Genomic DNA, 13,532 nt, shown 5'->3' on the forward strand with positions numbered 1-13,532 from the left:
TTATACCACAATCTGCGGCAGAATGGCATCGAGCAGCAGCATGCCCGCAGGCGTGACGGCGAGGCGGGGGCCATCGGTGTGCAGCAGGCCGTGGCCGGTGAGCCGCGTGACTGCCGCGCGGTCGACCATCGCGCTGCCATCAAGGCGGAGGCGGGCGGCGAGCGCGGCAATGTCTATCCCCTCCGCCAGCCGCAGGCCCATCATCAGTGCCTCGCGCGCCTGATCCTGAGGCGCGAGGGGCGTTTCGGCTTGCGCGCCATGCTGGTTGCGGGCGACGGCGGCCAGCCAGTTTTCTGGCTTTTTGTGACGCTGGGTGGCGCAGGTTCTGGTTGGTGATCGGTGCCAGCCCGCTCCCCCTCCCAACCCCCCGATATGGTATCCTATGGGAGGTTGGGAGGGGGAGTGGGCTGGTGCGGCATCCAGACAAAAAGGCCGCCGCCCATGCGCGCCGGGGCCGACGCCGACATAATCCTGATAGCGCCAATAGGCGAGGTTGTGGCGGCTCTCCTCACCCGCACGGGCGTGGTTGCTCACCTCATAGGCGGGGATGCCCGCTTGAGCGCTCAGTTCCTGCGTTGCCTCATAGAGATCGGCGGCATGGTCGGCGTCCAGCGGCGTGAAATCGCCCTGCCGCACCAAGGTTTCGAAGCGGGTGCCCGGCTCGATCGTGAGCTGATAGAGCGAGAGGTGCGAGGTCTGGCGGGCCAGCGCGGCTTTGAGCTGCGCCTGCCAGTGCGCAATGCTCTGGCCGGGCAGAGCGTAGATCAGGTCGAAGCTCACGCGCGCGAAAGCGCTTTGCGCGACATCGAGCGCGGTGTGCGCCTCGCTTGCATCGTGCGCGCGACCGAGGAAGCGCAAGGCCTCCGCCTCGAACGACTGGATTCCGAGTGACACGCGGTTGACGCCAGCCGCCGCGAGGTCGGCAAAGCGGGCGACCTCTACGCTATTGGGGTTGGCCTCCAGCGTGATCTCTATGTCATCCGCAAACTGCCAGTGCCGCTGCGCCGCTGCGATGAGATCCGCTACGAGAGCGGGCGGCATCAGGCTGGGCGTGCCGCCGCCGAAGAAGATCGAGCCGAGGTCGCGCGGGCCGGTCTGCGCGGCTTCATAGGCCATGTCCGCCAGCAAAGCCGCGCGCCATGTGTCCACGTCCACGCTCTCACGCACATGGCTGTTGAAATCGCAATAGGGGCATTTGGAAACGCAGAACGGCCAGTGGATGTAGAGGGCGAGCGGCGCGGTCACTGCACTCTCAAAACACCGCCGCAACGAGCTGGCGAAATGCGTCGGCGCGGTGGCTCATCGCGTGCTTGGCGGCGGGGTCCATCTCCGCGAAGGTGATGGCGTGGCCTTGGGGCACGAAGATCGGGTCATAGCCGAAGCCCTTGTCCCCGCGCGGCGGCCAGACGAGGCTGCCATCGACACGGCCTTCGAAGCTTTCCACATGCCCGTCCGGCCAGGCGAGGCTGAGCGCGCAGATGAAATGCGCGTCACGCGGCGCGTCCGGGCCTGCTGCTACGAGTGCCTCTTGGATCTTGGCCATGGCGAGCGAGAAGTCCTTGGTCTCTCCCGCCCAGCGCGCGGAATAGATGCCGGGGTCACCGCCCAGCGCCGATACACACAGGCCGCTGTCGTCCGCCAATGCTGGCAGGCCCGATGCTGTCGCGGAAGCCAAAGCCTTCAACTCGGCATTCGCGATGAAGGTCGTGCCCGTCTCCTCCGGCTCCGGCAGGCCAAGCGCGCCTGCGGAAACCGGCTCCATGCCATAAGGGCCGAGCAGCTCGGTAATCTCGCGCACTTTGCCCGCATTATGGCTGGCGATCACCAGCCTGCCGGGGGAGAGCTTGCGTGTCACCGGGCGACCCTCATCTTCCTGTGGCTTTCCTCTGCGCCGCGAAAATCTCTCCGCAGCCGATACGCGCGAGGCGCAACAGGCGCAGCAGCTCCTCCTCGTCAAAGGTCGCGCCTTCGGCGGTTGCCTGCACCTCGGCAAGCTTGCCATCGCCGGTCAGCACGAAATTGGCGTCGGCTTCTGCCGCGCTGTCTTCCGGGTAATCGAGATCGAGAACCGGCGTGCCCTGATAAATGCCGCAGCTCACCGCCGCCACTTGCGCGACTATGGGATCAGCCTTCAGAGCGCCCGACGCCATCAGCTTGTCCACCGCGATGCGCAGCGCCACCCACGCGCCGGAAATAGAGGCAGTGCGCGTGCCGCCGTCAGCCTGGATCACATCGCAGTCGAGCGTGATCTGCCGCTCACCCAGTGCTTTCAGGTCTACCACCGAACGCAAGGAACGACCGATAAGCCGCTGAATTTCCTGCGTGCGGCCAGACTGCTTGCCTTTGGCCGCCTCGCGACTGCCGCGTGTGTGGGTGGCGCGGGGCAGCATGCCGTATTCCGCCGTGATCCACCCCTCGCCCTTGCCGCGCATGAAGGGGGGCACCTTTTCCTCGATGCTGGCGGTGCAGAGCACGCGCGTGTCGCCAAAGCTGACGAGGCAGCTCCCCTCGGCGTGGCGGGTGAACTCCGGTTCGATGGTGATGCCCCGCATTTGATCGGGGGTGCGGCCTGATGGGCGCATGGGAATACCTTTCCTCTAAGACACTAATATGCTGGGGAGCCGCTTATGCAGCGAGTGCCGCCTGCACAAGCGGATTCCGCTGAAGCCGGGCCAAAGCATGGCGGATCAACGACAGTTCGGTTCACCGATTTGGTGTTTCTGTCCGTCGCGGATGAATGAGCAGAGCGTCGCCGCCCTATTTCGTTCGTCACAATTGAGCGGGCGCGAGAGTGCCCCTACAGTGGCCCCATGCGAGTCACCCCGATCTCAGAACTGAACGACCGTGCGCGCGATATTTTCCGCCTTGTGGTTGAGAATTATCTGGGCAGCGGCGCGCCTGTCGGCTCGCGCACGATCAGCCAGCTGTCGGGGCTGAACCTCTCCTCTGCCTCCATCCGCACAGTGATGCAGGATTTGGAGGAGATGGGCCTGCTTGCCGCGCCCCATGTGTCTGCCGGGCGGATGCCGACCGAAAGCGGCCTGCGGCTGTTTGTCGATGCTATGATGCAGGTGGCCGAGCCTTCCGCAGAAGAGCGGCGCGTGATCGAGCAGGGCGTGGGCGAGATCAATGGCCCGATAGAGGATGCGCTGGCCTCCACCAGTGCGATCCTCTCTGGCCTTTCTGCCTGCGCCGGCATGGTGCTGGTGCCCCGGCGTGAGCTGGTGCTGCGGCAGTTCAGTTTCGTGCCACTGGGCCGGGCCGGGCCGGGCGGCGCGGAACAGGCGCTCGCGATTCTGGTGAGCGCCGATGGCGGTGTGGAAAACCGCATCGTCGATCTGCCGGCAGGAGTCAGTCCGACGGCGCTGGTTGAGGCGGGAAATTATATCTCGGCGCGCCTTTCGGGCCTCACACTGGCGCAGGCGCGCGAGAAGCTGGCAGGAGAGCTGGCGCGGGATCGCGCGGTGCTTGATGAAGCGGCGCGTGGCCTCATCGAGAGCGGGCTGGCGAGCTGGAGCAGCGACGCTTCGGAACGCCCGGTGCTGATCGTGCGGGGGCAGGCGAACCTGATCGACGAACATGCCTCGGCAGACCTGGAGCGCGTGCGGCAATTGCTGGAGGATCTGGAGGGCAAGCAGGAGATTTCGCGCCTGATGGAAGGGGCGATGCAGGCCGCCGCCACCAAAATCTTCATCGGATCGGAGAACAAACTCTTTTCCTTGTCCGGTTCTTCGGTCATAGCCGCGCCGTACCGCGATGGGGAAGGGCGGGTCGTCGGCGTGGTCGGCGTGATCGGCCCCACCCGCTTGAACTATGCGCGCGTGATCCCCATGGTGGATTTCACCGCACAGACATTATCGAGATTGATGAGATGAACGAACAGAAAATGGAAGCTGACCAGAACGAAAAGGCTGAAGTGGAGGCATCAGTGACAGACGGCGCGAGCGAGGCGCTCGATGATCTGGACGCCCGGTTCGCGGAGCTGGAGCAGGAGCTGGAAACGGCGAAGCAGGATGTGCTCTATGCCCATGCAGAGACGCAGAATGTGCGCCGCCGTATGGAAAAGGAGCTGGCCGATGCCCGCGCCTATGCCGCGACCGCTTTTGCGCGCGATATCCTCTCGGTGGCGGACAATCTTGGCCGGGCGCTCGATTCCATCCCCGCCGAGCTGCGCGAGGACGACAAGTTCAAGGCGCTTGTTGTAGGGCTGGAGGCTACGGGCCGCGAGGTCGAGAGCGTATTCGCCCGCCACGGCATCGAGAAGGTGAAGGCGCTGGGCGCCATGCTCGATCCCAACCTCCATCAGGCTATGATCGAGCTGCCGAGTGACGAGGCACCCGGCACAATCGTGCAGGAGATGCAGGCGGGCTATAAAATCAAGGACCGGTTGCTGCGCCCGGCGCTGGTGGGTGTGGCGAAAAAGCCGGATTAACGCGCCTCGGCAGCGGGAGGGGGAGCGGGCTGGTGTCGGCTACGCCATCAAAACGGCAACAGCGCCTCCAGCGCGTCTTGCGGGGGAGCGCCCGCCGCGCATAGCCCGCGCCGATAGAGGAAGGCATGGCGGACGATTTCCGCCTGCTGCTCAATCCCATAGCGGGCAAAGGGCTTGCCTGGTTCCAGCGCATACTCATAGCGGCACCACGGATGGCGCCGCAGTGGCAAAAACCATTTCCCGCGTGCCTGCGCCTGCCACACATGCGTCATCTCGTGGATGAAGTGACCTTGCAGCGTCAGGCTTTCACATGCAAAATCAGCGCAATAGAGATCGCTATGGGGATGGAACCACAAGTGTCCATCCGGCGCCATCGTGTAGCTACGTGGATGGAACAGCCAGAACTTGCGCCGATGCAGGCGCACGGGCGCATAATCTATCGCAGTCCCGAAGATCGACGCGGCGAGCGCGCGTTCTCCGGCGGTCAATGCGCGGCTGCTCATGGGCGGGTCAGGCTCAGTGTGCGTCGTGATCCATCCCGTTCATCGGCGCATCGGCTGCACCCGCCTTCTGGATCACGGCGTCTACCGGCAGGCGGTCGCCGTTGGAAAAGATGAACATCAGGCTCAGCTTGCCTTCCTTCACCACGGCGGGGTTGACGCCATAGATCATCAGATGCTTGCCGCCCGGCGCGAACGCGACCTTGGTTTCAGCCGGTACTTCGACAGAGTCGATCGGCACCATCGTCATCATGCCGTCCTTCATCACATTGTCGTGCATCTCTATGCGCAGAGCGCCCTCTGTGCGCACACCGCGCAGCGCCACTGCCTCAGGCCCGCCGTGGATCGTGAAATAGCCGCCAGACGGTGCTTCGGGATTGGGGTTCAGCTTGATCCATGCCTGATCGACATAGAGCGGCGCCGGGTCTGCGCATGCTGCAAGGGCAAAAGGCGCGGCAAGAACGGCGGCAAAATGAAGCAGTCGCATCGAAATATCCCTCAAATCTGTCCCAAAATTCGACTCGACGGCAGTGCTAAGCCTTCGCGTGTCTTGTGCCAAGAAAAAGCGCCCCTATATCGCAACCTGAACGGGAGGCGGCACCGGCTCATTTAGCAGCGATGTCACCCCCTCAACCGCTGAAACTTCTGGGGTTAAAGAGGACATAGATGGCTAAAGTTATCGGTATCGATCTGGGCACGACCAACAGCTGCGTTGCTGTGATGGATGGGGGCAAGCCCAAGGTGATTGAAAATGCGGAAGGCGCGCGTACCACGCCTTCCATCGTCGCCTTCACCAAGGATGGCGAGCGTCTGGTTGGCCAGCCTGCCAAGCGCCAGGCCGTTACCAACCCGGAAAACACGATTTTCGCGGTGAAGCGCCTTATCGGCCGCCGCTTTGACGATCCGATGACCGCCAAGGATATGGAGCTGGTGCCTTACACCATCGCGAAGGGCAGCAATGGCGATGCATGGGTGAAGGCGGGCGGCGAAGACTATTCCCCCTCGCAGATTTCGGCCTTCACGCTCCAGAAGATGAAGGAAACCGCCGAGAGCTATCTGGGCGAGACCGTGACGCAAGCCGTCATCACCGTGCCCGCCTACTTCAACGATGCCCAGCGCCAGGCGACCAAGGATGCCGGCAAGATTGCGGGCCTTGAGGTGCTGCGCATCATCAACGAGCCGACGGCTGCCGCGCTGGCCTATGGGCTGGACAAGCAGGATGGCAAGACCATCGCGGTTTATGACCTTGGCGGCGGCACCTTCGACATCTCGATCCTTGAGATCGGCGACGGCGTGTTCGAGGTGAAGTCCACCAATGGCGATACCTTCCTCGGCGGCGAGGACTTCGACTCCAAGGTCGTCGAATATCTGGCCGAGAGCTTCAAGAAAGACGAGGGCATCGACCTCACCAAGGACAAGCTGGCGCTCCAGCGCCTGAAGGAAGCCGCCGAAAAGGCGAAGATCGAGCTGTCCTCTGCGCAGACGACCGAAGTGAACCTTCCCTTCATCACCGCCGATCAGAACGGACCGAAGCATCTGGTCAAGACGATCACCCGCGCGGATCTGGAGCGTCTGGTGGCAGACCTTATCAAGCGCACGATGGAGCCGTGCCGCAAGGCAATGGCGGATGCGGGCGTTACCGCGAGCGAGATCAGCGAAGTCGTTCTCGTCGGCGGCATGACCCGCATGCCCAAGGTGCGTGAGGCGGTGAAGGACTTCTTCGGCAAGGAACCGCACACCGGCGTCAACCCCGATGAGGTCGTCGCCATGGGCGCGGCCATTCAGGCAGGCGTGCTGCAGGGCGATGTCAAGGACGTGCTGCTGCTCGACGTGACCCCGCTGTCTCTCGGCATCGAGACGCTGGGCGGCGTGTTCACCCGCATGATCGACCGCAACACCACCATCCCCGCCAAGAAGTCTCAGGTCTATTCGACCGCTGATGACAACCAGCAGGCGGTGACGATCCGCGTGTTTCAGGGCGAGCGCGAGATGGCGGCGGACAACAAGATGCTCGGCCAGTTCGACCTTGTCGGCATCCCGCCTGCGCCGCGCGGTGTGCCGCAGATCGAGGTGACGTTCGACATCGATGCCAACGGCATCGTCTCGGTCCATGCCAAGGACAAGGGCACCGGCAAGGAACAGCAGATCAAGATCCAGGCCTCTGGCGGCCTGTCTGACGCCGACATCGACAAGATGGTCAAGGAAGCGGAGCAGTTTGCCGACGAAGACAAGAAGCGCCGCGAGGCCGCCGAGGCGAAGAACAACGCCGAGAGCCTCATCCACACCACCGAGCGCCAGCTGGAAGAGCATGGCGACAAGGTCGATGCCTCGCTGAAGGCCGAGATCGAGACCGCGATCGCCGCCGCCAAGACAGCGGTGGAAGGCAATGAGCCGGAAGCGATGAAGGAAAAGGCGCAGGAGCTTGCCACCGTGGCGATGAAGCTCGGCCAGGCGATCTATGAGAAGGAACAGGCCGCCGCTGCCTCTCCCGATGCCGATGCTGGCGCGAAGAAGGACGACGACGTCGTCGACGCCGAATTCTCCGAAGTGGACGACAACGGTAAGGCGTGATGCCAATGATCTCCGGCTGCCGCTTGTGGGGGCGGTAGCTGGACGTTCCGGGGGAATGAATGAGCGCGCAAGTCGATTTCTATGAGCTGCTGGGTGTGGAGCGCACCGCCGATGGCGCGACGATCAAGTCTGCCTATCGCAAGCTCGCCATGCAGTGCCACCCGGACAAGAATCCGGGCTGCAAGGAAAGCGAAGCCAAGTTCAAGGCGATCAGCCACGCCTATGATTGCCTGAAAGACGATCAGAAGCGCGCGGCCTATGACCGCTATGGCCATGCCGCGTTCGAAAATGGCGGGCCGGGGGGGCAGGGCGGCTTTGGCGGCGGCGCCGGTTTCTCAGACCTGGGCGATATTTTCGAGACGATTTTCGGCGGCAGCGGCTTTGGCGGCGGGCGTGGGCGGCAGCAACAGCGGCGCGGCGCAGACCTGCGCTATGACCTTGAGGTCAGCCTCGAAGAAGCCTTCACCGGCAAGACGCAGGAAATCTCGATCGAGGTTTCCGCCTCATGCGGCGAGTGCGATGGATCGGGCGCGACGCCGGGCACCGGCACCCGCGCCTGCACCACCTGCGGCGGCCACGGCCAGGTGCGCGCGCAGCAGGGCTTTTTCGTGGTCGAGCGCACCTGCCCGGCCTGCCACGGCGCGGGCAAGGTGATCGAAAGCCCCTGCCGCGCCTGCCGGGGCGAAGGGCGGGTGGACAAGCCCAAGACGCTTTCTGTCAACATTCCGGCGGGCGTGGACGAAGGCACGCGCATCCGCCTCACTGGCGAGGGCGAAGCGGGCGCGCGCGGTGCGCCTCCGGGTGATCTCTATATTTTCGTGCATTTGAAGCGCCACCGCGTGTTCGAGCGCGATGGCACGACCCTGTTCTGCCGCGCGCCGGTGAGCTTTACCACGGCGGCGCTGGGCGGCGAGATCGAGGTGCCGGGGCTGGACCGCGAGGTGGTGAAGATCAAGATCCCGGCGGGCATCCAGTCCGGCAAGCAACTGCGCCAGCGCGGCGCGGGCATGCCTGCGCTCAATTCACGCGGCGCGCGCGGCGACATGGTGGTGCAGATCGATGTCGAGACGCCGACGCGGCTGAGCGCCAAGCAGAAGGAACTGCTGGAGCAATTCCGCGCGACGGAGACGGGCGACGAATGTCCGGCATCGAGCGGATTTTTCAGCAAGCTGAAAGAGATGTGGGACGATTTGGGTTGAACTATTTTCAATCGGTTTATGGTCAGGTTGCAAACATTTATTTAGTTACATAGGAGGTTATTATACCTTCATAGATTTGTTCGAGAACACCTTTAATAAATTTATGTATATCGATTTCTAATTCGTGGATTCTTTTATAAATATTAATGAAATCACTTTCATTCCATTTTGAAATTTCATGTGATTTGTCGATTTTTAGAATGAATTCTGGTAAATGTTCTGACCAGGCCCATACCGAATGTATGGCGATGTTCCGGTCGCGTGCTCTCTTATAGAGACGCTTCGAAAGAATGTTCCATTCTCCGATTAGCCCGCTAGTCTCCAATACCTTGCCTAGAATTGCATCTACGACTTTTATTCGCGCTCGGATTGTTTCGGTTTCTTGCATGGCTGTTGAAATAATCCAATTCGGATTGATGCTCCAACCATTGTCTGGCCTCTTCCCAAATGTGCCTAGTATTCCTGATATCATGGAGGCAAGCTCGTCCTCCAACCTAGTCCACGAGATAGCGATCAGTCCGATGGCTGCAACGCATTCGGGGCGATGGTCGCTCACCCATTTAGCGCCAACGGAATAGGATTTGGCTTCAGATCTGCTGATTGGTTGCGGCATATAACCTCTTGAATATCAACAAGTAACGTAGCGTTTCCGCGTTTAGGGCCTTTATCCCCCCACAACCCCCTTCAGCTCCGCGATCAGCTCCGCGACATGGGTCAGGTGCGGTTCTTCCTCCGCCAGGATTGCCGCGAAGGCCTTGAACTTTGCGGTGCGGGCAAGCTCGGCCGCGCCTTCCAGATCGCCCTCCTTCACGGTCGATAGCAATATGTCGATCATCCGCTCCGCGCCGTGGAGGCGGCCCCAGAGATAGTCGTTCTCGCGATAGACGCGGCTGAAGAACGCGCCGAAATTGTTGAACTCTATGCCTTTCAGCATCGCCGCCGCGCCGCCCGCGCGCAGCGAGGCGCAGTCGTCGGGCGAGATGCGGTCGACCTTGATCGGGTCGAACTCGTCCAGCCCCTCGCCCTGAAGCAGCGGCAGCGTCGCGATGTCGTAGAACGGGAAGCCGAGATAGGCGAGCAGCATCGCCCGCCGCTCCGCCTTGGGCAGGCCGGAGAGCGCGCCGGCCAGCATCTCCTCCACCGCCACGTCCTTGGCCTTGAGGTTCCGCGCCTCGGCCAGCTCGGACAGGGCGTGGACCGGGTCTATCGCGGTCGCCTCGGCGGACTGGATCATCACCTCGGAGTATGAGTCGCTCGCCTCGCTCTCCTGATAGATGGCGAGCGCGGAATAGATCGAATTGCGCATGATGCCCACCGCCTCGATCAGCTCTGGCTGGGGAGTGTCTGCCACCTCCGTCAGGCGCCGGGCCATGAAGCGCAGGCGGCGGATGCGAAAGCCCAGATCATGATCGCGGAAGAAGGCGATGATTTCGGGCCGCGCGCCGCCCTTGCGCTCCTCGCGCATCTGATCCAGCCCACGCTCGCGGATATGCGCCCAGACCGACTGGCGGAAACGCTCGCGCAGGGCGGGGCTGCCGTCTCCTCCTAACCGAAACAGCATCGCCACCACTTCCTCGACGATGGCGGAGAGCTTCACCAGCGCATAAGCGGGGTAGGCAAAGCCGGAGTTGACGGCAGCGCGGGTTTGCGCCTTGGCGCGCCAGGTGGCGAGCCGATCCGGCGTGGGCCTGTCCAGGAACAGGGTGCCTCCGAACGTGCCCTCAATCTCGCGCTCAATTTCCTCGCGCAAGGCCTCTGTGATGCGGCGCATGCGGTGAATAGTGCGAGAGCGGGTTTCGATCGCCTCCAGATTGTCGCGGATCGGCTGCTCGCGCGGGATGTCGCTCAAGGAACCGAAGATGGTGCGGAAGAAGCCGGGCAGCGGCGGGGCGTCTTGTGTGGTGTCGCCCGCCTGCGCTTTGCCGTTGCGGTTGAGCGAGAAGGCGCGGCCCGATGTGGGCTTTGGGTCGATATAGACGAAGCGGCGGTCGATCTCGCGCCGGGCCGGGCGGTCTTTGAGCGCGCTGATCGCGGGGGCGAAGGGCGCGTTGGTCAGCACCGATCCGTCGATCAGCACCGCGCTCTCGGCTTGCCCCAATGCGCTTTGCTTGGGCAGCACGCGGGCAAGGAAGCGCGCGCGCCCCGGCCAGTGGCGCTTCATCTTGTCCAGCACCTTGTCCAGCTCGCGCACGGTGAAAGGGGGGAAGGCGCCGGGGAAGCTGGCGGTGGCACGGGCGGCGAACACCAGCTCTGCCGCATCGGCGAGCGACCCTTGCCGCATCTTGGTGCGGAAGTTGATGGTGAGGCGATGCTCCATCTCGCGCACTTCCGGCGGGCTGTTGAGGCGCAGCATTTCCGGGTGGCCCTCGAAATCCGTCACCGTCACCATCAGATCGAGCGGGTATGAAAAGGGCAGCAGCGGCCGCTCCCGATGCGCGCGGGCCATGCTGTCAAACGCTTCCAGCAGCAGGCGGGTGAAGGTCTTGCCGCCGAAGGGTGGCTGGAACCAGCGCGAGCGCACGAAGCTGGAAAGCTTGCGACGGACCTCTTCGCGGGTTTCGGGCGAGACGGTGCGATCTACCGCGTCTCCACGGCGGCGCGCGGCAAGCCAGACGAGGGGCTGCGCCCAGAATTTGGTGAAGCGCGCTGCCGGGCGCGCATCGGGATCGAGCAACTGCTCCACATCGGCATTATCGAGCCACAGATCGGTCAGCGGCTCCAGCGATTGCCCGGTTTCGATCGCTTGCGCCAGAAATATCCCGTTGATGCCGCCTGCCGACGCGCCCGCGATAATGTCTATCACCACGCGCACGCGCAGCTTGGCCTGCTCGTCTATGCTGCGCAGCAAATCGCAATAGACGCCGAGCACACCTTCGCGCCCTTCCCCATGGCCATCATGAAAATCGCGGCTTGCGCGGGCGAAGTTCCATATTTCCTTGGTGATGCCGTGCATATAGACGGCGAGGCTGATGCCGCCGTAGCAGACGAGCGCCAGCCTCAGTTCCTTCTCCCGCATGAAGAGAGACTGTCATGTTCGTAAGGACTTGTCGAGTGGGTAGGACGTGACCGTTCTAGGGCCGATCGACATTCAGCCCTGACGGCCTGCAAATGGCTATTTTCCGTGCTTCCGGTGCTCACGTACCTGTAGTACGCTGCGCTCCGGGTCACGCAAAACCACCATTTTCGTCACGTCATCATCTGAATGTCGATTGACCCTAGCTTAGAACAGGCCTTCGAGCACCTGATCGCGCGGGCGGTGGCCATCGACCCAGGTGCGGATATTGGCGATCACCTTGTCGCCGGTGGCGTTGCGCCCCTCGATGGTGGCAGAGCCCATATGCGGCTTCAGCACCACGTTGGAGAGGGTGAGCAGACGCGGATCGACAGCGGGTTCATGCGCGAAGACATCCAGCCCCGCGCCGCCGATGCGGCCCGTTTCCAAGGCCTCGATCAGCGCTTCCTCATCATACACCTCTGCACGGGAGGTGTTGATGAGATAGGCATCGGGCTTGAGCAGCGCGATGCGGCGTGCATCGATCATGCCCCGGCTCTCGTCATTCAAAGGGCAGTTGATCGAGACGAAATCTGCGGTGGAGAGCAGTTCATCGAGCGACTCGACCCATGTTGCGTGGGTGGCGCGCTCTACGCTTTCGGGCAGGCGGTGGCGATTATGATAGACGACCGAGAGGCCGAACGGCGCGGCGCGGAGGGCAACGGCCTGCCCGATACGGCCCATGCCGATGATCCCAAGCGTCTTGCCGCCAATGCGATGGCCGAGCATGCCGGATGGGCTCCACCCCTGCCAGGCGCCAGAGCGGATCAGCTTTTCCCCCTCCGCCAGCCTGCGCGGCACCGCGATGATGAGCGCCATCGTCATGTCTGCCGTGTCGTCGGTCAGCACGCCGGGCGTATTGGTGACGATGATGCCTTTTCTGCGGGCGGTGCCAAGATCGATATGATCGACGCCATTGCCGAAGCTGGCGATCATGCGCAGCCGCTCTGGCGCGGCATCGATCAGCGCGGCGTCTATATGGTCCGTCACCGTCGGCACCAGTACGTCGCAATCGGCCATCGCAGCGGCGAGTTGATCGCGGCTCATAGGCGTGTCAGTCGGATTCAGCACGGTATCGAACAGCTCGACCATCCGCTGCTCCACTCCCGGCGTCAGGCGGCGGGTGACGATCACTCTGGGGCGGGCGGGGCGCGGCAGCTTTGGCATATTTATGCGCTATCGCCTTGCGGTGGCCGAGGTCAAGCGGAGATGGCACGAGACAGACCATGCTGCGCGCAAAGTTCTTGTCTTTCTACGAAGCTTGCCGCTATCTGATACGGGTGAGGATGAGCAGCAGGCCTATGATTTCATGGATACCCCGTATGCTGGGCGTGGTGCTGATGGGCGGGGCATGCCTTGCCACGCAGCCTGCCAGCGCGGACTCCAAAACGCCGCCATATTGGGCATCCATCTCCGCCGCAGAGGCGCGGATGCGCGTGGGGCCGAGCCTCGATTATCCTTCCAACTGGGTCTATCAGCGCCGCGATATGCCGGTGAAGGTGGTGCAGGTGTTGGGCAACTGGCGCAAGATTGAAGACCCGGACGGCATACAGGGCTGGATGCATGTGCGCTTGCTGAGTGATGCAGCGACCGCGCTGGTGAAAGACATCGCTGCGGATATGCGCAACAGCAGGAGCGACGATGCGCCCTTGCTCTATCGTGCGGAAAAGGGCGTAGTCGGCCGGGTGAGCGACTGCGCGCAGGGCTGGTGCCGGTTCGATGTGGGCGGCAAGGGCGGCTATGTGCGCGCCTCATCGCTCTGGGGCGCGGTGAAATAG

Annotated in this window: 13 protein-coding genes; 5 read left to right on the plus strand and 8 right to left on the minus strand. The window is 63.0% G+C overall.

Going from position 1 to position 13,532, the window contains the following annotated elements; all coding sequences use genetic code 11:
- Genes hemW through rph form a run of 3 tightly spaced genes read right to left on the minus strand, consistent with a single transcriptional unit; the run spans position 1 to position 2,582 of the window.
- Positions 1 to 1,245: a radical SAM family heme chaperone HemW gene (hemW, locus tag EQG66_RS08825; protein ID WP_164975637.1), complete on the minus strand. Its 1,245-nt coding sequence runs from the start codon at positions 1,243 to 1,245 to the stop codon at positions 1 to 3.
- Between the two features lie 7 nt (positions 1,246 to 1,252).
- Positions 1,253 to 1,855 (minus strand): RdgB/HAM1 family non-canonical purine NTP pyrophosphatase, encoded by a 603-nt coding sequence (rdgB, locus tag EQG66_RS08830; RefSeq protein WP_129404227.1) that lies wholly within the window; start codon positions 1,853 to 1,855, stop codon positions 1,253 to 1,255.
- Positions 1,856 to 1,865: 10 nt separating this feature from the next.
- On the minus strand, positions 1,866 to 2,582 hold the full coding sequence (gene rph / locus EQG66_RS08835) for a ribonuclease PH (protein WP_129404228.1): 717 nt from the start codon (positions 2,580 to 2,582) through the stop codon (positions 1,866 to 1,868).
- A gap of 228 nt (positions 2,583 to 2,810) precedes the next feature.
- Here rph and hrcA point away from each other — a divergent pair, with 228 nt between their 5' ends.
- Both hrcA and grpE read left to right on the plus strand, forming a co-directional pair.
- Entirely contained in the window at positions 2,811 to 3,875 is a 1,065-nt protein-coding gene (gene hrcA, locus EQG66_RS08840) for a heat-inducible transcriptional repressor HrcA (RefSeq protein ID WP_129404229.1), read from the plus strand.
- Positions 3,872 to 4,432 carry a nucleotide exchange factor GrpE gene (grpE, locus tag EQG66_RS08845; RefSeq protein WP_129404230.1) on the plus strand — a complete coding sequence of 187 codons (561 nt, stop codon included), beginning with the start codon at positions 3,872 to 3,874 and terminating at the stop codon, positions 4,430 to 4,432. Before hrcA ends, grpE begins: the two co-directional genes overlap by 4 nt.
- A 47-nt stretch (positions 4,433 to 4,479) precedes the next feature.
- Here the strand turns inward: grpE and EQG66_RS08850 are convergent, their stop codons facing one another.
- Positions 4,480 to 4,935, minus strand: a complete 456-nt coding sequence (locus EQG66_RS08850; protein WP_129404231.1) for a vgr related protein — start codon at positions 4,933 to 4,935, stop codon at positions 4,480 to 4,482.
- A 13-nt stretch (positions 4,936 to 4,948) separates the two neighbouring features.
- On the minus strand, positions 4,949 to 5,419 hold the full coding sequence (locus tag EQG66_RS08855) for a copper chaperone PCu(A)C (protein ID WP_129404232.1): 471 nt from the start codon (positions 5,417 to 5,419) through the stop codon (positions 4,949 to 4,951).
- Between the two features lie 179 nt (positions 5,420 to 5,598).
- On the opposite strand from EQG66_RS08855, the gene dnaK reads away from it, so the two are divergent.
- Both dnaK and dnaJ read left to right on the plus strand, forming a co-directional pair.
- Positions 5,599 to 7,503 carry a molecular chaperone DnaK gene (dnaK, locus tag EQG66_RS08860; protein ID WP_129404233.1) on the plus strand — a complete coding sequence of 635 codons (1,905 nt, stop codon included), beginning with the start codon at positions 5,599 to 5,601 and terminating at the stop codon, positions 7,501 to 7,503.
- A 59-nt stretch (positions 7,504 to 7,562) separates the two neighbouring features.
- Positions 7,563 to 8,702 carry a molecular chaperone DnaJ gene (dnaJ, locus tag EQG66_RS08865; RefSeq protein ID WP_129404234.1) on the plus strand — a complete coding sequence of 380 codons (1,140 nt, stop codon included), beginning with the start codon at positions 7,563 to 7,565 and terminating at the stop codon, positions 8,700 to 8,702.
- 37 nt (positions 8,703 to 8,739) lie between these two features.
- On the opposite strand, the gene EQG66_RS08870 is transcribed toward dnaJ, so the two are convergent.
- From EQG66_RS08870 to EQG66_RS08880, 3 genes are all read right to left on the minus strand, one after another.
- On the minus strand, positions 8,740 to 9,315 hold the full coding sequence (locus EQG66_RS08870) for a hypothetical protein (protein ID WP_129404235.1): 576 nt from the start codon (positions 9,313 to 9,315) through the stop codon (positions 8,740 to 8,742).
- Positions 9,316 to 9,366: 51 nt separating this feature from the next.
- Positions 9,367 to 11,718, minus strand: coding sequence for a patatin-like protein (locus tag EQG66_RS08875; RefSeq protein ID WP_129404236.1), 2,352 nt, complete (start codon positions 11,716 to 11,718; stop codon positions 9,367 to 9,369).
- 204 nt (positions 11,719 to 11,922) lie between these two features.
- A complete protein-coding gene (locus EQG66_RS08880; RefSeq protein ID WP_129404237.1) occupies positions 11,923 to 12,921 on the minus strand; it encodes a 2-hydroxyacid dehydrogenase in 999 nt (332 codons plus the stop codon).
- 134 nt (positions 12,922 to 13,055) lie between these two features.
- On the opposite strand from EQG66_RS08880, the gene EQG66_RS08885 reads away from it, so the two are divergent.
- Complete coding sequence (locus EQG66_RS08885) at positions 13,056 to 13,532, plus strand: SH3 domain-containing protein (protein ID WP_425470234.1); 477 nt, start codon at positions 13,056 to 13,058, stop codon at positions 13,530 to 13,532.

The organism is Sphingobium fluviale, from assembly GCF_004122115.1.
Taxonomy (GTDB): Bacteria; Pseudomonadota; Alphaproteobacteria; order Sphingomonadales; family Sphingomonadaceae; genus Sphingobium; species Sphingobium fluviale.